The following is a 21627-nucleotide window of genomic DNA, read 5'->3' on the forward strand; positions in this document are numbered from 1 at the left end:
CAGATCGCGAAAGCGGTCTGGGGTTTCTTCTATCTGCGCAAAAAATGGTGTGTGGCGGTGAGAGTCCCGGGGCGCCGGCCGCCGGAGCGCCGGCCGGAACATCGTCAAGCTCCTATACGAAACCTCTGATCGCACACGCGGTCTGGGGTTTCTTCTTTGTGGCGTGGAAAATGTGCTCAGGCCATCGCGTTGGGGGCGCTGCGCGCACCGACCAAGATGCGGTGGCCGTGGTGCACATGGCGCACCCTACGTAGCTTCGCGAGCAGAGCTCGCTCCTACAGGCTTGGGGCACGCACCAATAAAAGCGCCGCTCGGGTAGAATGCGCGAATTCTGCTGGGGACTTTCATGTCTGACTCGCCGCGCGAACCGTCCTTGTCATCCTTGCCGATCGAGCAGTTGGTCGCCTGCCATGAGTGCGATCTGTTGATGCGTAAGCCGGTGTTGCAGGATGGCGAGAGTGCCGAGTGCCCGCGTTGTGGTTATGAGTTGTTCAGCCACCGTCACCATGTGGTTCGGCGCAGCCTGGCCTTGGTGCTGACGGCTCTGCTGCTCTATGTCCCGGCCAACTTCCTGCCGATCATGCAACTCAACCTGCTGGGGCAGACTTCGCAGGACACCGTCTGGAGCGGTGTCATCGGGCTGTATGAAAGCGGTATGCAGGGCATCGCCGTGGTGGTGTTTCTGTGCAGCATGGCGGTGCCACTACTCAAGCTGCTTTGCCAGTTGTTGGTGCTGCTCAGTATTCGCATCGACTTTGGCCGTAGCTATGGATTGTTGCTCTACCGGATTTACCACCACATGCGTGAGTGGGGCATGCTCGAGGTTTATCTGATGGGCATCCTGGTGGCGATGGTGAAACTCATGGATATGGCTGACCTGAGTCTTGGTCTTGGCCTGTTCTGTTTCATCGCGCTGTTGCTGGTGCAGGTCTGGCTGGAGGTCACCATGTCGCCGCATCAGATTTGGGAAGCCTTGTCCGGGGAGGATATCCATGCGGGCGATTGAGGCTGGATTGCTGGTCTGTCACGAGTGTCATCAACTCAATCCAGCCGACGACGCGGCCAAGCACCAGTACTGCAGTCGCTGTGGTGGGCAGATTCATGCCCGTCGTCCCAACAGCCTGATCAGGACATGGGCATTGTTGCTGACGTCGGCGATTCTCTATATCCCAGCCAATTTGCTGCCTATCATGACGGTCAACAGCCTCGGCAAAGGTTCACCTGCGACTATCATGGGCGGCGTACTGGAGCTTATCCACTTTGGCATGCTGCCGATTGCCGCGGTGGTATTTATCGCCAGTATTCTGGTGCCCACCTTCAAGCTGGTGGGCATTGCCCTACTGTTGTATTCGGTGCAGCGCCATCAACCGATGTCTGCCAAGCAGCGGATCCTGATGTATCGCTTCATCGAGTGGATTGGCCGCTGGTCGATGCTCGATATATTCGTCATCGCCATTCTGGTGGCGATAGTGAATTTTGGCAGCCTGGCAAGTATCGAAGCTGGAGCTGGTGCTGCCGCCTTTGCCAGTGTGGTGATACTGACCATGCTGGCTGCACTGACTTTCGACCCTCGCCTTATCTGGGATAACACGGAAACCGATCATGACTGACCTTCCTCTGGCCAAGACGCGCCCTGCTTCGAATTGGTCAGCCATCTGGGTTCTGCCGCTTATTGCATTGCTTATTGGCGGCTGGTTGGCGTGGCGCGCATACAGCGAAGCCGGCATACAGGTGGAGCTGATATTCGCTAGCGGCGAAGGCATTCAGGCTGGCAAGACCGAACTGATTTACAAGGGCATGGCAGTGGGGAAGGTAACGGCCACCAGTCTTGATCAGAGCGGCAAGAATCGAGGCGTTGTCGCTCAGTTGGAGGTCAATAAGGAGCTTGAGCAGTATCTGCGTGAGGGCACTCGCTTTTGGCTGGTCAAACCCAACGTCAGTCTGGCCGGTATCAGCGGTCTGGAGACACTGGTTTCCGGTAACTACATTACCTTCAGCCCCGCTACTGAGGGGGAGCCGACCTATAGCTTTACCGCTTTGGCTCAGGAGCCCCCCATGGGGGACGATGTCCCGGGGCTGCACATCACGCTCAAGGCAGAGCGGCTTGGTTCGCTCAATCGGGACAGCCCGGTTTTTTATCGGCAGATCCAGGTTGGTCGAGTGAAGAGCTACATCCTCAGTGACGATCAGAACACTGTTGAGGTGAAGGTCTTCATCGAACCCGCTTATGCGCATCTGGTGCGTAAACATACGCGCTTCTGGAATGCCAGCGGGATCAGCGTCGATGCCGACCTCTCCGGGTTCAAACTGCGTAGTGAGTCATTGGCCAGCATCGTCGCTGGCGGTATCGCCTTTGCCACGCCCGAGCATCGCAAGGACAGCCCGCCCACCGATCCAGCCCTGCCGTTTCGGCTTTATGAGGACTACGACGAGGCTCAGGCAGGTATCAAGATCGTCGTGAGACTCAGCGATTTTGACGGGTTGCAGGAAGGCCGAACGCCAGTCATGTACAAGGGCATCCAGGTCGGTTCGCTGAAAGCCATGAAGGTTGACCGTGACCTCAATAGCGCCACGGCCGAGCTGACGATCAATCCACTGGCCGAAGAGTACCTGGTGGAGGGCTCGGATTTCTGGGTGGTCAAACCCTCCATTTCGCTGGCTGGTATCACCGGCCTGGAGGCGTTGGTCAAAGGTAACTACATCGCTGTGCGGCCGGGAGAAAAGGGCAATCCGCCGGCACGCAACTTTGTCGCGCGGAGCAAGGCGCCGCCTTTGGATCTGGGGGCACCGGGACTGCATCTGGTGCTGTTCACCGATCAGCTCGGCTCTATCGAGGTCGGTAGTCCGGTGCTCTACAAGCAGCTCAAGGTGGGCTCGGTGCAGAGTTATCAACTGGCCCGCGACAACAGCCAAGTCGTGCTGGGCGTGCATATCGAGCCGGACTACGTACACCTGGTCAATACTTCCACGCGTTTCTGGAACGCCAGCGGCATCACCCTCAAGGGTGGATTGTCCGGTGTCGAGGTCAAGAGCGAGTCGTTGCAGACTCTACTGGCGGGCGGTATCGCTTTCGAGACGCCAGACCTGCAGGCGGCGAGGTCGGACCGCCAGGTGCAGCGCTTCGCTTTACATGCTGATCGCGACAGTGCCTTGCAGTTGGGGCAGCAGATCACCATACGCGTGGCCGATGGCGATGGCCTGCAACCGGGCACGCTGCTGCGCTACAAGGGGCTGGAGGTAGGCAAGGTCGAGAACCTTAGCCTGACCGATGACCTGCAGGCGGTGATTCTCAATGTGCGTATCACTCAGGCGGCGGAGCAGATCGCCCGTGAGGGGACGCAGTTCTGGGTGGTGAAGCCGGAGCTGAGCCTGACTCGTACCGCGAACCTCGGCACGCTGGTCAGCGGTCAGTATCTGGAGGTGCAGTTGTCGGCGCAGAAAGGCGCCCGCCGTACCGAGTTCACCGCCCTGACCAGTCCGCCGAACCAGACTGTGCGCGAGGAAGGCTTGCGCCTGGTGCTGAGCGCGCCACGGCGGGGGTCGATCAAGCCGGGGGTGATCGTTAGCTACCGCGAGGTGCCGGTGGGCAAGGTGGTGGATTTCGAGCTCGGACCGACCTCAGATCGTGTATTGATCCATGTGCTGATCGAGCCACGCTATGCGCCGCTGGTGCGTTCGGGCAGCCGCTTCTGGAATGCCAGTGGTATCGGTGTCGATGCCGGCCTGTTCAAGGGGCTGAAGGTGCGCACCGAGTCGCTGGAGGCATTGATCGAGGGCGGTATCGCTTTCGCCACGCCGAACAATCCGGAGATGGGCGGGCCGGCATTGCCGGGGCAGACGTTTGCCTTGTTCGACGAGCCTGTTGACGGGTGGCTGGATTGGGCGCCGAAGATCGTGTTGGAGCAATGAGCCAATCATTTTTGCGGCTATAAAAGCTCGCGGCTAAAGCGGAATGCCGCCCAGCCGCTCCTACACGTGCGTGAGTCGTAGGAGCGGCTTCAGCCGCGATGCGGTCAGGCAGGCTCGGCAGTTTCCTCCTGCACAGGCTCTTGGACCTTGGCACTTTCGCGTGGCTTGATGAACTTCCAATCCGCCTCGTCGATATAGATGCCGTTGGGGCCGCTGCCGCCTTCCAGGTCGATGGCCACATGGGCCGAGACCTGCGGCTTCACCGAGGCCAGGATCGGCACGAAGCCGAGCTGCAGACTGGTCTCGATCAGGGCCTGCTGGTTGCGTTCATCGATATCCGCCGCCTCGTCGAGGTAGTAGGGCAGACGCACGCGTCCGGCCTGCTCGCGATCCATCAGGTGCAGCAACAGGTACATGTTGGTCAGCGCCTTGATGGTCATCGTGGTGCCGTTGGAAGCAGCGCCATCGATGTCGGTGTGGATGATCGGCTGGCCATGCACCTTGGTGATCTCGAAAGCCAGTTCGAACAGATCCTTCAGGCCCAGCTGGTTGCCGTTGGCGGCGACCAGGCGCGACAGGTAGTCCTTGGCTTCCTCGTTCTTCGCATCCTGATCGGCCGATTGCGACAGGTCGAATACCGACAGGGTTTCACCTTCCTCATACTGGCCGGCGCTGTGGATGATCTGATCGATGTGGCGCAGGGCTTCCTTGTTCGGTGCCAGGACGATGCGGAAGCTTTGCAGGTTGGAGACCTGGCGCTTGTTGATCTCGCGGTTGAACAGCGCCAGCTGGTGTTCCAGGTTGTCGTAGTCGCTGCGGATATTGCGCAGGGTACGGGCGATATCGGTGACCGCCGCACGGCGCGCCTTGGCCAACGTCAGCGCCTCGTCCTGGCGATGGGCGTAGGCGTTGACCAGCAATTGCAGGCGTCGCTCTACATCATCTTCGCTGTCGAACTTGGCCACGCCCTTCAGGCGTACCTGGGCGTAGAGCGCCTCGATCTGGCCGTCGATGCGCTGCAGCGCCTGCCAGGTGTCCTGGTAGTCGTTGAGCAGCGGCAGCAGGTTGTCCAGCGAGTCGTCCACCGGGTCCATGAACGGTGTGCCGAAGGGCAGGTCGGCTGGCAGCAGCTGGCGACGACGCAGGGCGTCTTCCAGGGTGCGCTCCTTGGCTTCCAGATCGGCCAGTTGACGGCCAACCAGTTGCAGCTTGGCGGACAGCTGCTGCACGCGCTCGGCGAAGGCATCGCTGGCGCGCTTGAGCTCGTCCTGCGCGCCTTCCAGTTCGGCCAGGCGCTCCAGCTTCTGCGGCTCTTCGGCAGTCAGGGTCTGGCTCTTGCGGAAGTCTTCCAGGGCCTTCTGCGCATCCAGTACGGCTTGGTACAGCGTCTCGGCCTGGGCCTTGCTGGCGGCGCGGTCGGCGGCGACCGACTGCTGGGTCTTGAGCTGCTTGAGTTCGCGTTCCAGACGATCCTTCTGGTCGCGCAGGGCCGCGCGGTCGGCCAGGGCCTGCAGCGCCGGTGGCTCGATATGACTGAGGTCGATGGACAGGCCCGGCACGGCGAAGGTGTCGCCCTTGAAGCGATCCAGCACCGCTTCGACCGCCTTGACCCAATCGTCGCCCTCGGCCTGGATGCCTTTTTCGCCCAGCGGCAGGCTGAACAGCTGGCCGTTGAACAGGCGCATCAGGCGATCGACGTCCTGCTGGCTGAACTCCTCGCGCAGGCGTGAGTAGCTGTTGTTGTCGGCGTGATCGAGCTGCTGCTTGACCGACTTGAGGCGTTTTTCCAGATCGCGCAGGCGCTCGTCGAGGTCTTCGCTGGAGAACTGGCGCGACTGCGCCAGGGCACCGGCCAGTTCATCGTGGGCGTCCTTGGCGGCGAGTAGTTGCTCTTCCAGCACCTTGGCGTTTTCCACCAGGGCGAAGCGGTTCTTCAGCACCGACAGTTCGCCCAGCCAGCGCTGGATCTCGCTGATCTCGCGCTCCAGGCGCATCAGCTCGCTGGTACCACCACGCTGTTCGTTCTGTAGGCCGTCCTGCTCGTTGCGATAGTGCTCGGCCTGGATCACCAGCTCTTCCTTGCGCGCATCGGCGTAGTCGTGCCAGGTGCCCAGCAGGTTGTCGAGCAGCGGCGAGAGGCGATGCAGCTTGCCGCGCAGAGTCTCGCGCTGAGTGACGCCCGAGGCCAGTGCCTCGATCAGCGGGCCGGCAGTCACCAGCGCCTGGTAGTCCTGCTCCATGCGGCGCACATCGCGAAACGCCTCTTCCGTCGCGGCGATATAGTCGACGCTGCCCGAGCGCAGGCTGTGCTCGAAGGCGTCGAGGAACAGCTGCTTGAGTTTCGCCGCGGTGATCTCCCTCATATGGAGGAGGTTGATAAACAGGGCGCGGAAGGTTTTCAGACTCTGCTCGCTGGTCGAGCGCAGCGGGATCAGCGTCAAATCCAGAGGGATGCTAGTGTGACCGCCGACCAGCAGGCGACGCAGTTCGTCGGGCTTCAGTTCGTAGGCGGTGATGCCGGCCTGGCCAAGGTTCTTGAACAGTTCGCGCTGACGCAGGCAGGTGCCGTTCTGCTGGTAATGCTGCAGATCCAGCTCGCCGGCATAGGCGAAGAACTGGTGGCCGAAGCCGCCTCCCGGGCCGCGACCGGCCACGCCGATCACGTGCGGGCCGTGGGGCAGGGCAACTTCGACGAGGATGTAGCTGGTGTCGCTGGCGAAGTAGAACTTGCGCGAGGCTTCCAGGCTGTACTTGCCGAAGCTCATGTCCGACATGCGCGCCAGGATGGGGAACTGCAGGGCGTTGATCGAGGCGGATTTACCCAGGTTGTTGGCGCCGTAGACCGACAGCGGGTTTTCCAGCGGGAACAGGCCGAGGCTGTAGCCGGCGGTGTTCAGCAGGGCGAAGCGGCGGATGCCGTAGCGTTCCTGGCTCATGCGTCCATCTCCTGTGCGGCGCGTTCTTCGGCCATGGCGCGGGCCAGGGCGTCTTCCTCGGATTCTTCGACGTCCACGGCTTCGGCCGGATCGGCGTCGCCTTCATCGTCCAGCAGTACCGGCGCCGGCAGTGGCAGGTCGCTGCTGTGCAGGCTGGCGGCCAGGTCGCGGTCGTGTTGCACCGACAGGCAGACGTCGAGGAAACGGTGCATCGGTGGCAGGAAGCGGTACACGCCGTTGCTGTCCTCGGCGAAGCCGAGCTGGATGAGACGACGGATGATCTTGTCTTCCAGCTCCTCGAAGGTGGTGACTTCGGCCTGCAGGAACAGATCGCGGTACTTCTCCAGCAACGCCGGCAACTCGTCGCGACCGATGCTGCCGCCGTCGAGTACCGAGAGTGGGTCGCGGCCCTGGTCAGCCAGGTGCTCGACCAGAATGAAGGTGAACAGCGCCAGGCGTTGGGCGGTCTTGTTCACCTGCGGCGCCACCTGCTCGGGTACGAAGTAGTAGAAGCCGCGCGGGTCGCACACCAGCTCGAAGCCGAGGGCGCGGAACAGTGCACGATACTGATCCTGCATGCTGGACAGCTGGGCGTAGCACTCTGGCTCGCTGCGCGAGATGTGGTAGCCCTTGAACAGGTCGCGGAAGGCGGCCGCGAGTTGGGTCATTTCTTTTAGATCGATGTTCATACGCAAGTCATCTGACGAATGTGGGAGCGAGCTCTGCTCGCGAAGCGTCCCGTAGTCGTTCGCGAGCAGAGCTCGCTCCTACAGGCTCGATCAAGGCAATCAACAAGGTGGAGCAAAGAAGGCGTCGGCTGCGCACCCCGGTCCACCCTACGTAAAAATCAGGCACTGGGGCGGCCCACCAACGCATAGGAGCTGATGCTGATTTCATGCTCGCGGGTCAGGTAGGTCTGGCGCTCCAGACGGTCGCGCTGGAAGCGGCCCTCGCGCGACAGACGCGAGAACCAGTAGAGCAGCTCGTCGGTGGCACCTTCCGGCTCCTGTTCCAGCAGCCAGGTCATCAGGTCCGGTAGCGGCAGGGCCTGCTCGCAGCGCTCGATCATTTCCCGCGCGGTTTTCGGCGCCTTGGGCGCGCCGCCCTTGCGGCTGCTACTGGCCTTTGGGAAATGCGCCGGCTTGGCTTCGAAGCGCGCCAGGGCGTAGACGTAGGCCTCGACCTGGCTGGCCGAACCGAGGAAGTTGCTTTGCGGCCGGGTGAACAGCGGCATGGCTGCCTGCGGCACGGCGTCGATGCCTTTTTTGCGGATTACCGACAGCGCCAGTGCGGCTCCGCGGGTCACTGCGTTGTGCCGGCGGGCTTCCTCGCGCAGCGGCAGGAGCAATTCGCGGGCCTTGCGCAGGGTGAGTTGGGCGGTGGTCTGCATTTCCAGGATGCGCGCATGGGTGCGCAGCAGCAGGTCGTCGTCGACCAACTGGCCGAGGCGCTGTTGATCGCCGAGCAGGCGCAGCAGCACCTGTTCGACGCGGCGCACGCCCTGCTCGAAGGCGCCGTCAGCGGCGACCAGCTGGATCATCGGCTCGACGTATTCGTCCCAGGTGGCCAGCACCTCGGCGTAACGTTGGCGCAGGGGAATCTGCCGGTCGCTGGTCTTGGCCCGGTCGGCCACGCTGACCAGCGCTTGTTCATCGTTGGCCAACTTCTTCAGTACGTCGCGCACGCGCATGTCGAGCAGGCGCAACTGACGCGCCAGGTCGTGGGCGTCGCGCACCTCGAAGGCGTCCTGGATGTAGCCGGCCAGGCGCTCCAGGTGGCGCAGGTAGGCTTCGATCTCCAGGCACAGGCCGAGGCGGTGCTCGCGGCGCAGGTAGGCGAGAAAATCATGGATCTGCGCGTTGAGCTCGAAACGGTTGGGGCTCTTCGCCACTGGCACGAGGATGTCCAGGCGAATCCAGGTGTCGAGCAAGGCAGTGGTGTCGCTGGGCGTGGCATCGGGCAACTGCGTGGCGAGCTGGCCGCGCAGTTCGACCAGGCTCAGGGTGCCCGCGTCGAAACGTTCGCAGAGCGGTTCGAGCAACGTCCAGTGTTCGGCGAGGGCGCGCAAAACGCGCTTGGGATCGATCATCGAGGCGCCGGTTCCAGGCAAGTGAAAAAGGAGCAATTGTACTGCAAGGTGGATGCCCGGTTTGAGTCCGAATCGATCAGAGGCAGGTGTTGCGATGCAGGGCAAGGTGATCGCGCAGCGTCATCGGCCTGTAACCCCAGGTTCTTAGCCTGTCAGCTCGAACAGGCCCAATATTGGTCATGGCCTGTTGTACAAAAAATCCCCAATGCCCTTTCGATATTCGCCGGTTATCGGCACAATTCGCGTCCACTTTTTTCAGGGTGCCTTTTATGGTGCCCATTGGCCGACCTTGCTGGGGCGACGAGATGATCCAGACGCCGTACTACCTCATCGACAAACAGAAGCTTCTGGTCAACCTGGAGAAGATCGCCTACGTGCGCGAGAACTCCGGTGCCAAGGCGCTGCTGGCGCTGAAATGCTTCGCCACCTGGTCGGTGTTCGACCTGATGCAGCAGTACATGGACGGCACCACGTCGTCGTCGCTGTATGAGCTGAAGCTGGGCCGGCAGAAATTCGCTGGCGAAACCCACGCCTATAGCGTGGCCTGGGCCGACGACGAGATCGAAGAGATGGTCGCCAACTGCGACAAGATCATCTTCAACTCCATCGGCCAGCTCGAACGCTTCGCCGAGCGTACCGAAGGCACCATCCGCGGCTTGCGCGTCAACCCGCAGGTGAGCAGCTCCGACTACCTGCTGGCCGACCCGGCCCGTCCATTCAGCCGCCTCGGCGAGTGGGACCCTGCGAAGATCGAGCAGGTCATGGGGCAGATTTCCGGCTTCATGTTCCACAACAACTGCGAGAACGGCAGCTTCGAGCTGTTCGACAAGATGCTCACCACCATCGAAGAGCGTTTCGGCCACCTGATCGCTCAGGTCGAGTGGGTCAGTCTCGGTGGCGGCATCCACTTCACCGGCGAGGGTTATCCGATCGATGCCTTCTGCGCGCGCCTTAAAGCCTTCTCCGAAAAATACGGCGTGCAGGTGTATCTGGAGCCGGGCGAAGCGGCGATCACCCTGAGCGCCTCGCTGGAAGTGACCGTGCTCGACACCCTGTACAACGGCAAGCATCTGGCGGTGGTCGACAGCTCCATCGAAGCGCACATGCTCGATCTGCTGATCTATCGCCTCAACGCCAAGATGGCGCCGAACGATGGCGAACATACCTACATGGTCTGCGGCAAATCCTGCCTGGCGGGCGATATTTTCGGCGAGTACCAGTTCGACAAGCCGCTGCAGATCGGTGATCGCCTGTCGTTCATCGACGCGGCCGGTTACACCATGGTCAAGAAGAACTGGTTCAACGGTCTGAAGATGCCGTCCATCGTGGTGAAACAACTCGACGGTAGTGTCGAGGTGGCGCGCAAGTTCGAGTTCGACGACTACCTGTCCAGTCTGTCGTGATCTTGTCGTAGGGTGGATGACGCTTTTCCCATCCACCATGGCGCATGTGTTCGGTGGACGAATGAAGCGTCGTCCACCCTACGATTTCCAACGTAATAATTGTCCAAAACGCAGTACCCAGGAGGTGAAACAATTGAAGAAGAATGTTCTGATCATTGGAGCAGGAGGTGTTGCCAAGGTGGTGGCCCATAAGTGCGCGCAACACAATGACGAGTTAGGTCGCATTGCAATTGCGTCGCGCAACATCTCCAAATGCCAGGCCATCATCGACAGCGTGCAGGCCAAGGGCGGGCTCAAGCAGCCCGGCGAGATCAAGGCCTATGCACTGAACGCCCTGGACGTGGAAGCGACCAAGGCACTGATCCGCGAAACCGAATCGCAGATCGTCATCAACGTCGGTTCGGCGTTCCTCAACATGTCCGTGCTGCGCGCCTGTATCGACACCGGCGTCGCCTATCTGGACACCGCCATCCACGAAGATCCGAGCAAGATCTGTGAAACCCCGCCGTGGTACGGCAACTACGAGTGGAAGCACCTGGCCGAATGCCAGGACAAGGGCGTGACCGCGATCCTGGGCGTCGGCTTCGACCCGGGCGTAGTCAACTCCTATGCCGCTCTGGCGCAACAACAGTACTTCGACACGATCGAGTCGATCGACATCCTCGACGTCAACGCCGGTTCGCACGGCAAGTACTTCGCCACCAATTTCGACCCGGAAATCAATTTCCGCGAATTCACCGGTACGGTCTACAGCTGGCAGAACAGCCAGTGGACACCCAACAGCATGTTCGAGGTCAAGCGCACCGACGACCTGCCCGTGGTGGGCGTACAGAACCTGTACCTGACCGGCCATGACGAGGTGCACTCGCTGTCCAAGCACCTCGATGTACCGAACGTGCGCTTCTGGATGAGCTTCGGCGATCACTACATCAACGTGTTCACCGTGCTGAAGAACCTCGGCCTGCTCTCCGAGCAGCCGGTCAAGACCGCCGAAGGCCTCGAAGTGGTACCGCTTAAGGTGGTCAAGGCCGTGCTGCCGGACCCCGCCTCGCTGGCGCCGGGCTACACCGGCAAGACCTGCATCGGCGACCTGGTCAAGGGCACCAAGGATGGCCAGCCGCGCGAGCTGTTCATCTATAACGTGGCCGACCACGAAGACGCCTTCGCCGAGACCGACAGCCAGGGCATTTCCTACACAGCTGGCGTACCGCCAGTCGCCGCAGCGCTGCTGGTCGCGCGTGGCGAATGGGATGCCAAGCGCATGGTCAATGTCGAAGAGTTGCCGGCCGAGCCGTTCCTCACGCTGCTGGACGTAATGGGCCTGCCGACGCGCATCAAGGATGAGCACGGCGACCGTCCGTGGAATCAGCCCGCCTGATTCGCCCTGCAGAATGAAAAAAGGATCGCCTCGGCGATCCTTTTTCGTTTCGGAGCAGTCTCAGATTGTCACCACACCAAACAGCACGGCCGCTGCCAGCATCACCAGGCTGATGCCCCAAGCCCACAGCACGGTATAGCGGATGTGCTTGTACAGCTCGACGCCGGCCAGGCCGATGGCCAGGTAAACGCTCGGCACTACCGGGCTGATGCCGAAGCCGGTGTTCTCACCGATCAGCATGGCGCTGGCTACGGCTTGGGCGTCGACACCCGCAGCCACGGCGACATCGCGAATCACCGGCAGCAGGGCGAAGTAGTAGGCGTCCGGCGAGAACAGCATGCCCAGCGGCACGCCGAAGGCGCCGATGATCACGTGCAGCCAGTTGGCCGAGCCTTCGGGCAGGACGTTGATCATCCAGTGCGCCATGCCATCGGACATGCCTGCGCCGGATAGCACGCCGAGCAGGATGCCGGCCGCGAGCATTACCAAGGCCATCTGCATGGCATCGCTGGCGTGGCGCAATACGGCCTGGTTCTGCTCCGCCAGGCTCGGGTAGTTGAGCACCAGGGCGACGCCGAGGCCGACCATGAAGCAGGCGAACAGCGGAAAGGCACCAGTGAACAGGCAGGCGAGGATGATCAGGGTCAGCGCCAGGTTGGCCCAGTAGCGCCAGCTCATTGGACTCAGCTGACGGCTGTCGTCGCCAGATTCATCCGCATGCGCGGTTTCGTGACCGGCGATCACGCCATGGCCCTGGAAGCTGCGCTGGGCACGCAGGCCAAGGAACACCGCCAGCGCCATGACCAGTGCCAGGCCGACTGCCTGCACGGGAATCAGCGAGATCCACAACTGCGAGGCGTCGATGCCGGTTACCGCCGAGGCGCGCGCCGTGGTGCCGCCCCAGGGCACCATGTTCATCACCCCGGCGCTGAGCACCACCAGGCACAGGAGCATTTCGCGCTTCATGCCCAGGCGCAGGTAGAGCGGCAGCAGAGCCGGAATCACCAGCAGAAAGGTCGCGGCACCTATGCCGTCCAGATGGGTCACCGCCGTTACCGCGACAGTGACTACCGCTACCGCCAGCGGCTTGCCGCCGGTACTGCGCAGCAGGAAATTGACCAGCGGCGCGAACAGGCCACGCTCGCGCATGACGCCGAAGTAGAGGATTGCGAAGATGAACAGCGTGGCTGTTGGAGCCACGGCTTTCAGCCCCTCGGTGATGAACTTGCCGATTTCGCTCAGGCCGAAACCGGCGAGGGCGCTGGCGATCACCGGCAGGGTGACGAAGGCGACCAGTGGGCTGATTCTGCGCAGCAGGATCAGGGTGACGATGAGAAACATCAGGCCGAAGCCCAGGGCGGTGATCATATCGATCTCTCCGGTGTTGTTATTGTTGGAGACAGGGTGAAATGCCGGCTCAGTCTGGAGGCGGCAGCCTCAGGCCGAGCAGGGCGTAGCTGAGGCTCTTGCCGTGCCGGTCCAGTCCGGGGCTGGCGTTGACGCCGCCTTCCAAGGCGTTTTCCACCACGAAGTTGAGGCCGCCCAGGTTCGGCAGCTCGTAGCGTTTCACCGTGCCAATGGCGCGGTGGTTCAGGCATTCGGTCACCCGTTCGCAGGTCAACTCACGAGCCAGCCAGGCATAGTGCTCGGCGGCGAAGGCGAATACCGCCACGCTCAGGGTGTTGCCCTTGTCGCCAGCGCGAGCGTGGGCGTAGTCGCACAGCAGTACATCGGTCATCAGAACCACTCCAGCTGTTGCCGCACCGCGGTGCGTTCGATGAGGAAACTGGCGGTGCCGAGGGATTCGCCGATATGCCGGCGTACACCGCCACCGCCGGCGGGGCCGTTGGTGTAGAGCGATTCGGCATCGAGCAGCAGGCGCTCCAGCAGGGCCTTGTCACGATTCAGAAAGCTGATGCGCAGGCGCACATCCTGGCAATCGGCCGCCTGTGCCAGGTGCCGCTGCAGCCACTGACCGCCAGCGTCGTTGAACAGGCTGGCAACGCCGATCACATCGATCCAAGGCGTGAGCTGCGGCGCCAGCTTGGCGCAGCGTTGCAGCAGGATGTCGCGCGCCAGCGCTGCCCGAGCCACGGCGCCGGGGCCTGCGTAGGAAATCTCTGCTTCGGCGAACCACTTGCCGCGCAGGCCGACCAGGCCCTTGAGGTGTGTCGGCTGCGGCTTGCCGAGCACGCCCTCGACCGCCACCTGATTGGTTGCGACCTGCCGAACATGGGCCTGGCTCAGGTCCATGACCACGTCCGGTGTCAGGTAGCTGGCTGGGTCGTGGACCTCGTAGAGCAGTTGTTCCTTGACCGTGCGTTCGGTGACGCAACCTCCGGTGCCGGCCGCTTTGCTGATGATGATCTGTCCCTCGGCCGATACGCTGGCGATGGGACAGCCGACATTGGCCAGGTCCGGTACGTCCTTCAGGCCGGGGTGAGCGAAGTAGCCGCCGCTGACCTGGGTGCAGCATTCGAGCAGGTGGCCGACTGCCGTGGCCTGGGCGATGCGGTCCCAGTCATCGGCCTGCCAGCCGAAGGCATGGCGCAGCGGTCCGACCGCCAAGCTGGGGTCGGCGACACGGCCGCAGAGAACGATGTCGGCGCCCTGATCTAGCGCCTGGACGATGCCATCGGCACCGCTGTAGACATTGACCGAGACCACCTCACCATCGAGTTGCGCGGGCAGCCACTGCTGCAGATCGATGTCGCTGTCGAGCAGGTCGTCACCCAGTACGCAGGCGATGCGTGCCGAAGCGTGTCGCGTGCCCTGCAACTGCTGACGCAGACGTGTGGCGGCGGCGGTGGGGTTGGCAGCGCCGCCGTTGGTGACGATGGCGATGCCAGTGTCCAGGCAGGTCTCCAGCACCGGTTCGAGAAAGTCGAACAGACGCAGGGCGTAGCCGCTCTGGGCATCGTTGAGGCGGCGTAGCTGGGCTTCGGCCAGGGTGCGCTCGGCCAGCAGTTCGAAGAACAGGAAGCGTCGGCCGTCGCGACCAGCGAGGTCGTTGGCTAGCGCCAGCGCGGCATCGGGGCGATCATTGGCGAAGCCCGCGCCGCACCCGATATGGACTGTTGTGGTCATTGTCGATCCATTTCACGGTCAGGTATGCAGCAAGGGTGATGCCTATGGATTTAGTTGTGAATTCGAAATGTGATATGAATTGATAAGATAATTTTATAAGTTGCCGAACCATGGACATCAGCTTTCGCCAGCTTCAGGCCTTCGTCCTGATTGCCGAACACCGCAGTTTCAGTCGCGCCGCCGAGCGGGTTCACCTGTCGCAACCGGCGCTTAGCTACAGCCTACGCAAACTCGAAGATGCCCTCGGCTTGTCGCTGCTGGCGCGCAACACGCGCAGCGTGGAGCTGACCGCCGCCGGCCTGCGTTTTCTCGAGCAGGCTCGCCGTCTGCTGCGTGACATGGACAACGCGGTGCACGACGCGCATGAGCAACTGCATCTGGAGAGTGGCTCGCTGCGCATCGCCGTGTTGCCGTCGGTGGCCATCGAGCCCCTGCCACGGGTGTTGCAGGAATACCGGCGACGCTATCCCGGTATCGACATCAGCCTGCACGACGGCCGCGCCGGGGAAATCCGTCAGTGGGTGAGTGCGGCCGAGGTGGATTTCGCCATCACCTCGACGGCCGACGACCTCGGCGCGCTGGATTTCCAGCCGCTCTACGACGACAGCCTGGTGCTGCTTGTGCGCGGTCAAGAGCGCCTGCGCGGCAAGGCGTTACTCGCAGCGCTACGTGAGCAGGACTACATCGCCACCACCCGCGACACCAGTCTGCGTGGCATGGCCGATGAAACCCTGCAGCGTATGGGATTGCTGCGTGATCCTGCCTGGGAAGTGGCTTACATGAGCAGCGCCGCCGCGTTGGCGCGTGCAGGATTGGGCTTCGCCCTGCTGCCGGCCAGCGTCGCCGATACCTTCAACAGCGACGGTAGCCTCGCTGTGCACGTGCTCAGTCAAGCGCCAGCGCGCAGCATCGGCCTGCTGCAGCGCAAACCTTGCTACCTGAGCCCGCCGGCGCAGGTCTTCATTGCCTTATTGCGGCAACAGGTGGGCGACGCTCAGGGACTATCCGCGTCCCTCGATTCACGCGACAATCGCTCCCCTATCGAATGACTGCACTGGATACTTCTGGTTTGAATGCCGAGCTGCGCCGTCGCGCCTACCTCGATGCCATGCAGGTAGCCACCTGGCTGCCGCGTACCGAGCTGCCCTTTGCCGCGCCATCGCGTGCCGAGTTGCTGGCGCCGCCGCCTGCCGAACCGCCGCTGGCTATCGTGAGCGAACCGCTGGCTGCGGTGGCCGAGCCGGTACGCGAGACGCCGGTCGAGCGGCCGAAGATCGAAATTCCGCGCCCGGGCGCACAGCCCCGCCAGGCGTCTGTCGAGCCGGTGGCGGAACCGGAGCAGGTCGAGGAAAAGCCGGCTCGTGTCAGTGTCCCGCCGCCGCGTTTTTCCCTGCAGTTGCTGCGGGCCGGCGATTGTGCCTTGCTGGTGGAGCTGCCCACCGGGCAGCCTTTCCAGAGTCGCGACCCGGCCTACATCCTGCTCAAGGATTTGCTGCGCGCCGCCGGCCTGCCGGACAGCCCGCAACTGCTCGGCGAGCCGGTGCGCTGGCCGCTGCTGGTGCGCGGCAATATGGATCAAGGCCCGCAAGCGGCGCTGGAGTTCGTGCAGAGCTTCGTGGCTGCGCGTCTGGAAGAGCAGCCGAGCGCCTGCCTGTGGCTGGTTGGCCTGCCGGCTATTCGTTTCGCTGGTGAGGGTGACGAGCACAGCTACAATCGCGAGTTGCAGGTCGAGGGGCTGGGTACCTGCTGGGCCTTGCCGGGCCTGGAGCTGCTGATGGAAGAGCCAACGCGCAAGCGCGAGCTGTGGCAGGCGATGCGGCGTGTTCGTCAGCGCTGGCTAGCGCCTGCACATTCCTGAGAATCCCCGTCTTTGCCCTCGAGTTTTCCTTAATGAGCGATGCGATTTCCTTCCGCCCGATGACCGAGGCGGATCTCGATGCCGTGCTGAAGATCGAATACGCCGCCTTCAGTCATCCGTGGACGCGCGGCATCTTCACCGACAGCCTCAAGTCCTATAACTGCTGGCTTATGTTCGAAGGTAATCAGCAGGTCGGTCACGGCGTGATCAATCTGATCCTCGACGAAGCGCACCTGCTCAATATCACCGTCAAGCCGGAAAGCCAGGGCCGTGGTCTTGGCTTGCGCCTGCTCGAACATCTGATGAAAGAGGCTTACGAGTTGGGTGGACGTGAATGCTTCCTTGAAGTGCGCGCCAGCAACCAGAGTGCCTATCGCCTGTACGAGCGCTTTGGCTTCAATGAAGTCGGTCGGCGTCGCGATTACTACCCGGCTGTTGGCGGCCGCGAAGACGCGCTGGTGATGGCCTGCACGCTGGTTGATTGAGGTCTGGCTGCATTGGGCTTAGAACCGTTCGCGGTAGCAATCGGCTGACTGTTCGCTTGCGCTCCTGAGTCCTCCCTACGGTGTTGGCACTGCCAGTCCAGTCACCCTGGATGTCCGTCGACCCGTGCCCGATACAGCATCGGCGCGTAGTGCCAGGCGAACAGGGCGAAGGCTACGGCCCAGCAGAGCGCCGCCAGCCATAACCCACTGCTGCCTGCCGAGACCCGAATCAGCGCGCCTAGATTGAGTAAGCCGAAAGCCCACGACATCGCCCGGGGCGGTTGCAATGCGCGGCCGGTGTGGCCGAGGCTGACCCGCGCCATCATCGCCAGGATCAGCCCACCCATCGCACCCACCGCCAGGGCGTGGTTGGCCAGGCTGGGTTGCGTCAACCAGCCTAGGTGCCACGCAGCCATGCCGAGCGTCGCGAGTAGAAGCCAGGCGTAGCCCAGGTGGAGCGACCACAGCAGCGGCACGCCCCAGATGCAGCGCAGATGCCAGCGCCAAAGACGCAGGCCGTGCAGCACGCTCAGCACGATGAACGGCACGGCCAGCCAGGAGCGGGCCAGCAGGTTATGCCCGCTGGCGAACAGGGCGGCGACCAGCACGCCGCAGACCAGCAGCAAACGATCCTGCCGGGGATGGGCGGCGAAGGCCTCGACCCGACCCAGGCCGCGCTGGGTGAAGAAGGGAATCACCCGGCCACCGATCAGGCTCAGCATGACTGCAATCAGCCACAGTGCGGCCAGTGCGCCACGGCGTTGCAGGCTATCGTCGCCGTGTACCAGGCCGGCGAGCGTGACGGACTGACACAGCGCGAGCAGGCTCAGCACCAGCAGGATCGGGTAGTTGTTGCGTTGCCGGGCGGTGATCAGCTGGCGTGCCATCTGAGCAATGAACAGGCCGATAAAGGCCAGTTGCAGTGCGATCAGCAGTGCCAGTGGCACGGGGAAGAACCACACCAGGCGCGCGGCCAACCACAGCCCGAACAGTGCGACCAGAAGGCGGCCGCTGAGGCCCGGACTCCCAGTCCAGGTCTGCACGGCAGTGAGCAGGAAGCCGGCGATGATCGCCAGGCCGAAACCAAAGGGCATTTCGTGGCGATGCCAGGCCAGCATGCCACCCGGCACCGCCGGGTTGGTCAGCCCGTGCAGCGCCGCCGCCCAGAGGGCGATGGCGAGCACGGCGAACAGGGCTCCGGCGACAAAGAACGGGCGAAAGCCCAGGCGCCAGAAGGGCGCGATGGCCAGTGCCCGCTTGCGATCAAGCAATTGCATGTGCGCATGCCTCGTCTTTCAGGCGTTGCTGCGCGACCAGGCGCAGCACATAACCGATCTTCAAGATGCTGGGACCGAGTAGTGTCAGGCTGTGCGCCAGCACCAGCGTCGGCATGTTCAGGTGCTTCTCCAGGCCATAGGCTGCCACCAGCCCCACCAGCAGCAGGATCAGGCCGGCCCAGAGCAACTGGCTGGACAAGTGCAGAATCTGCAGCGGTGGAAGATTCAGTGGGTACATGGTTCACCTCCTCATCGTTCAGCTATCCAGAGCCGAGGCCGGGCCGAAGAACTCATAGCGGCTCTGCTCGGCCGGTACGCCCAGTGCCTGCAGGTGGCGCTTGACCTGCGCCATGAAGGGTTTCGGGCCGAGGAAGTAGGCGTCCAGATCGCGCTCGGCCGGCAGCCATTGCTCCAGCAGATCGCGGCTGAGAAAACCCTCGGCGTCGGCCCGGTCACCCGCGCGCGGCTCGCTGTAGCACACGTAGTGGCGAATCTGCGGATGCTCGGCGGCATGGGCATCGACCCAGTCGCGGAAGGCATGCACCTCGGCATTGCGTGCGCAGTGGATGAAATGGATGGGCCGGCCGCTGTGCCGCGCCGCGTCGAGCATGGCCAGTGCCGGGGTGATGCCGACGCCGGCGCTGATCAGGGCCAGCGGCTTGTCCGACTCGCTCAGGGTGAACTCGCCAGCGGGCGGGAACAGGTCCAGCACATCGCCGACCTGAACCTCGTCATGCAGATGGTTGGACACACGGCCGCCAGGCTCGCGCTTGACGCTGATGCGGTATTCACGGCCGTTGGCCAGGGACGACAGTGAGTAGTTGCGGCGTACCTCTTCGCCGTCCAGCAGCAGGCGCATGCCGATGTACTGGCCCGGCTGGTAGTCGAGCAGGGCACCACCATCGACAGGTAGCAGATGGAAGGAGGTGATCTCGGCGCTTTCGACGACCTTGCGTGCTACGCGGAAGGCCCGCGCGCCACGCCAGCCGCCAGGCGCGCTGGCGTTGTCCTGATAGAGCTGCTCCTCGGCACCGATAAAGATATCGGCCAGTTGCTGGTAGGCCACGGCCCAGGCATCGATCACCGCATCGGTGGCGATCTCGGCACCCAGCACCTCTCGAATCGCGCGTAGCAGACAACTGCCGACGATGGGGTAGTGCTCGGGGAGGATCTGCAGGGCGACGTGCTTGTTCACCACCTGGCGTACCAGCGGGCCGAGGGCTTCGAGTCGGTCGATATGGCGCGCGTACATCAATACGCCGTTAGCCAGGGCGCGCGGCTGATCGCCGCTGGCCTGGTGCGCCTGGTTGAACAGCGGGCGCACCTCGGGGTACTCACTGAGCATCATCCGGTAGAAATGGGTGGTGAGCGCTTCGCCGCCGCTTTCCAGCAGTGGCACGGTGGCTTTGATCAGGTCACGTTGAGCGTTGGTCAGCATTAGGGTATCTCCGCAAGGCAAATAAAGACGCCGGTGTGGCTCGTCTGGCCGGTTGTGGCGTGCTAGCGTTAGCGGTAGATACCTATCAGTAAGCGTGCCAGGTAAATAATCCTTAAATATCAGTGGCTTGCTTTTATTGTTGTTTTAATGACTCGCTCTGTTTACGGGTCATAAAGACTTTGAGTAGTCGAAATGACCGCTAATCCTCTGCTGGAAACTCTTATTCCCTTGGTCGCCGATCTGTCTCGCGAGCTGGACGATGGCGAGCGTTATCGCCGACTGCTCGCGGCCTTGCGCCAGTTATTCCCTTGCGATGCCGTGGCGCTGCTGCGGCTCGACGGAGAAATTCTGGTGCCCCTGGCGGTTGAGGGGTTGAGCGCCGATACCCTGGGACGACGTTTCAAGGTCAGCGAGCATCCGCGTCTGGCTGCGTTGCTGGAGCACGCCGGGCCGACCCGTTTCGCTGCTGATTGCGGCCTGCCTGACCCCTACGATGGACTGGTAGAGGGGCTGCATGGCCACCTGGAAGTGCACGATTGCCTCGGTTGCCCGCTGTACCTGGACGAGCAGCTCTGGGGTTTGCTGACCCTGGACTCGCTCGATCCAGCCAGCTTCGGGCGGCTCGATCTGGACAGCCTCGACGCCTTTGCTAGCTTGGCTGCGGCCACGGTCAAGGTCAGCCAGCGGATCAGCGGCCTGGCGCAGCGGGTCGAGGCCGAGCGCCAGCTCACCGAACTGTACAAGCAGGCGCGTCAGCAGCCGCGCGAGCTGGTGGGGCAGAGCGCGGCGCTGCGCAAGCTGCAGGACGAAATCCGCCTGGTCGGCGACAGCCCGCTGACCGTACTGATCACCGGTGAAACCGGTGTCGGCAAGGAACTGGTGGCCGAAGCCATCCACGCCGCCTCGCCGCGTGCGCAGCGGCCGCTGGTCAGCATCAACTGCGCGGCGTTGCCCGATGCATTGGTAGAGAGTGAACTGTTCGGCCATGTACGCGGCGCCTTCTCTGGCGCGATGAGCGAGCGCAGCGGCAAGTTCGAGCTGGCCGATGGTGGCAGCCTGTTCCTCGACGAAGTAGGTGAGCTGCCGCTGGCGATTCAGGCCAAGCTGTTGCGCGTGCTGCAGAGCGGCCAGTTGCAACGGGTTGGCTCGGATCGCGAGCACCGCGTCGATGTGCGAGTGATCGCCGCCACCAACCGCGATCTGGCGGCCGAAGTGCGTGCCGGACGGTTTCGCGCCGATCTCTATCACCGCCTGAGCGTCTACCCGTTGCCGGTGCCGCCGCTGCGGGAGCGCGGCCGCGATGTGCTGTTGCTGGCCGGCTACTTCCTCGAAGAGAACCGCGCCCGGCTCGGGCTGCGCAGCCTGCGCCTGAGTGCCGAGGCGCAGAAGGCGCTGCTGGGCCACGACTGGCCAGGCAACGTGCGCGAGCTGGAGCACCTGATCGGCCGCGCGGCGATCAAGGCGCTGGCGCGCCATGGCGAGCGACCGCGCATTCTCAGCCTGGATATGCAGGATCTGGACTTGCCGAGCAGTGAGGCGAGCGCAGCCGTCGAGGCCGTGTTGGCGTCCGGCGAGCCGGTGCCGGAAGGTGTGGAGCTGCGCACGGCGGTTGACGCTTTTCAGCGCCAGTTGATCGAACAGTGCCTGGCGCGCCATCAGGGCAAGTGGGCCGATGCGGCGCGTGAGCTGGGCGTGGATCGCGCCAACCTCAGCCGCTTGGCCAGGCGGCTGGGCATTCGGTAGGGTGCGCTGTGCGCACCGGGTCTG

The 21627-nt window shown here is 63.1% G+C and carries 18 protein-coding genes; 9 read left to right on the forward strand and 9 right to left on the reverse strand.

Annotated elements, in window-relative coordinates; all coding sequences use genetic code 11:
* Positions 1–346: 346 nt before the first annotated feature.
* The 3 genes from CXP40_RS15770 to CXP40_RS15780 are packed head-to-tail and all read left to right on the forward strand — an operon-like array spanning position 347 to position 3909.
* Complete coding sequence (locus tag CXP40_RS15770) at positions 347–1006, forward strand: paraquat-inducible protein A (RefSeq protein ID WP_106734535.1); 660 nt, start codon at positions 347–349, stop codon at positions 1004–1006.
* Positions 993–1610, forward strand: coding sequence for a paraquat-inducible protein A (locus CXP40_RS15775; protein ID WP_106734536.1), 618 nt, complete (start codon positions 993–995; stop codon positions 1608–1610). Before CXP40_RS15770 ends, CXP40_RS15775 begins: the two co-directional genes overlap by 14 nt.
* On the forward strand, positions 1603–3909 hold the full coding sequence (locus CXP40_RS15780) for a PqiB family protein (RefSeq protein ID WP_106734537.1): 2307 nt from the start codon (positions 1603–1605) through the stop codon (positions 3907–3909). Before CXP40_RS15775 ends, CXP40_RS15780 begins: the two co-directional genes overlap by 8 nt.
* A gap of 104 nt (positions 3910–4013) precedes the next feature.
* Here CXP40_RS15780 and mksF read toward each other — a convergent pair whose 3' ends face one another.
* The 3 genes from mksF to mksB form a co-directional block, all read right to left on the reverse strand.
* Complete coding sequence (gene mksF / locus CXP40_RS15785; RefSeq protein ID WP_106734538.1) at positions 4014–6845, reverse strand: Mks condensin complex protein MksF; 2832 nt, start codon at positions 6843–6845, stop codon at positions 4014–4016.
* Positions 6842–7534: an Mks condensin complex protein MksE gene (mksE, locus tag CXP40_RS15790; protein WP_106734539.1), complete on the reverse strand. Its 693-nt coding sequence runs from the start codon at positions 7532–7534 to the stop codon at positions 6842–6844. Before mksE ends, mksF begins: the two co-directional genes overlap by 4 nt.
* Before the next feature lie 158 nt (positions 7535–7692).
* Positions 7693–8934 carry an Mks condensin complex protein MksB gene (mksB, locus tag CXP40_RS15795; protein ID WP_106734540.1) on the reverse strand — a complete coding sequence of 414 codons (1242 nt, stop codon included), beginning with the start codon at positions 8932–8934 and terminating at the stop codon, positions 7693–7695.
* 305 nt (positions 8935–9239) lie between these two features.
* Between mksB and CXP40_RS15800 the strand changes: the two genes are divergently transcribed.
* Together CXP40_RS15800 and CXP40_RS15805 are read left to right on the forward strand one after the other, a co-directional pair.
* Positions 9240–10337 (forward strand): carboxynorspermidine decarboxylase, encoded by a 1098-nt coding sequence (locus CXP40_RS15800; RefSeq protein ID WP_036998618.1) that lies wholly within the window; start codon positions 9240–9242, stop codon positions 10335–10337.
* Between the two features lie 133 nt (positions 10338–10470).
* A complete protein-coding gene (locus CXP40_RS15805) occupies positions 10471–11715 on the forward strand; it encodes a saccharopine dehydrogenase family protein (RefSeq protein ID WP_106734541.1) in 1245 nt (414 codons plus the stop codon).
* A gap of 60 nt (positions 11716–11775) precedes the next feature.
* Here CXP40_RS15805 and CXP40_RS15810 read toward each other — a convergent pair whose 3' ends face one another.
* Genes CXP40_RS15810 through CXP40_RS15820 form a run of 3 tightly spaced genes read right to left on the reverse strand, consistent with a single transcriptional unit; the run spans position 11776 to position 14802 of the window.
* On the reverse strand, positions 11776–13083 hold the full coding sequence (locus CXP40_RS15810) for a CitMHS family transporter (protein WP_106734542.1): 1308 nt from the start codon (positions 13081–13083) through the stop codon (positions 11776–11778).
* Positions 13084–13132: 49 nt separating this feature from the next.
* Positions 13133–13453, reverse strand: a complete 321-nt coding sequence (locus CXP40_RS15815) for a hypothetical protein (RefSeq protein WP_106734543.1) — start codon at positions 13451–13453, stop codon at positions 13133–13135.
* Complete coding sequence (locus tag CXP40_RS15820) at positions 13453–14802, reverse strand: acyclic terpene utilization AtuA family protein (protein WP_106734544.1); 1350 nt, start codon at positions 14800–14802, stop codon at positions 13453–13455. The genes CXP40_RS15815 and CXP40_RS15820 overlap by 1 nt, the downstream gene beginning before the upstream one ends.
* Before the next feature lie 110 nt (positions 14803–14912).
* Here CXP40_RS15820 and CXP40_RS15825 point away from each other — a divergent pair, with 110 nt between their 5' ends.
* The 3 genes from CXP40_RS15825 to rimI are packed head-to-tail and all read left to right on the forward strand — an operon-like array spanning position 14913 to position 17145.
* Positions 14913–15851 carry a LysR family transcriptional regulator gene (locus tag CXP40_RS15825; RefSeq protein ID WP_106734545.1) on the forward strand — a complete coding sequence of 313 codons (939 nt, stop codon included), beginning with the start codon at positions 14913–14915 and terminating at the stop codon, positions 15849–15851.
* A 20-nt stretch (positions 15852–15871) separates the two neighbouring features.
* The gene (locus CXP40_RS15830; protein WP_106734546.1) at positions 15872–16660 is read left to right on the forward strand and encodes an energy transducer TonB; all 789 of its coding nucleotides are present in this window, start codon (positions 15872–15874) and stop codon (positions 16658–16660) included.
* 32 nt (positions 16661–16692) lie between these two features.
* Entirely contained in the window at positions 16693–17145 is a 453-nt protein-coding gene (gene rimI / locus CXP40_RS15835; RefSeq protein WP_021488733.1) for a ribosomal protein S18-alanine N-acetyltransferase, read from the forward strand.
* A gap of 101 nt (positions 17146–17246) precedes the next feature.
* Here rimI and CXP40_RS15840 read toward each other — a convergent pair whose 3' ends face one another.
* From CXP40_RS15840 to hmpA, 3 genes are read right to left on the reverse strand one after another with little or no spacing between them, the layout of a single operon-like run.
* The gene (locus tag CXP40_RS15840; protein ID WP_106734547.1) at positions 17247–18422 is read right to left on the reverse strand and encodes an NnrS family protein; all 1176 of its coding nucleotides are present in this window, start codon (positions 18420–18422) and stop codon (positions 17247–17249) included.
* The gene (locus tag CXP40_RS15845; RefSeq protein WP_106734548.1) at positions 18409–18660 is read right to left on the reverse strand and encodes a transmembrane sensor/regulator PpyR; all 252 of its coding nucleotides are present in this window, start codon (positions 18658–18660) and stop codon (positions 18409–18411) included. Before CXP40_RS15845 ends, CXP40_RS15840 begins: the two co-directional genes overlap by 14 nt.
* A gap of 18 nt (positions 18661–18678) precedes the next feature.
* Positions 18679–19860 (reverse strand): NO-inducible flavohemoprotein, encoded by a 1182-nt coding sequence (gene hmpA, locus CXP40_RS15850; RefSeq protein WP_106734549.1) that lies wholly within the window; start codon positions 19858–19860, stop codon positions 18679–18681.
* A 192-nt stretch (positions 19861–20052) separates the two neighbouring features.
* Here hmpA and norR point away from each other — a divergent pair, with 192 nt between their 5' ends.
* Positions 20053–21603: a nitric oxide reductase transcriptional regulator NorR gene (norR, locus tag CXP40_RS15855; RefSeq protein ID WP_106734550.1), complete on the forward strand. Its 1551-nt coding sequence runs from the start codon at positions 20053–20055 to the stop codon at positions 21601–21603.
* Positions 21604–21627 lie beyond the last annotated feature (24 nt).

This window comes from Pseudomonas sp. YY-1 (genome assembly GCF_002843095.1).
GTDB lineage: Bacteria > Pseudomonadota > Gammaproteobacteria > Pseudomonadales > Pseudomonadaceae > Aquipseudomonas > Aquipseudomonas sediminis_A.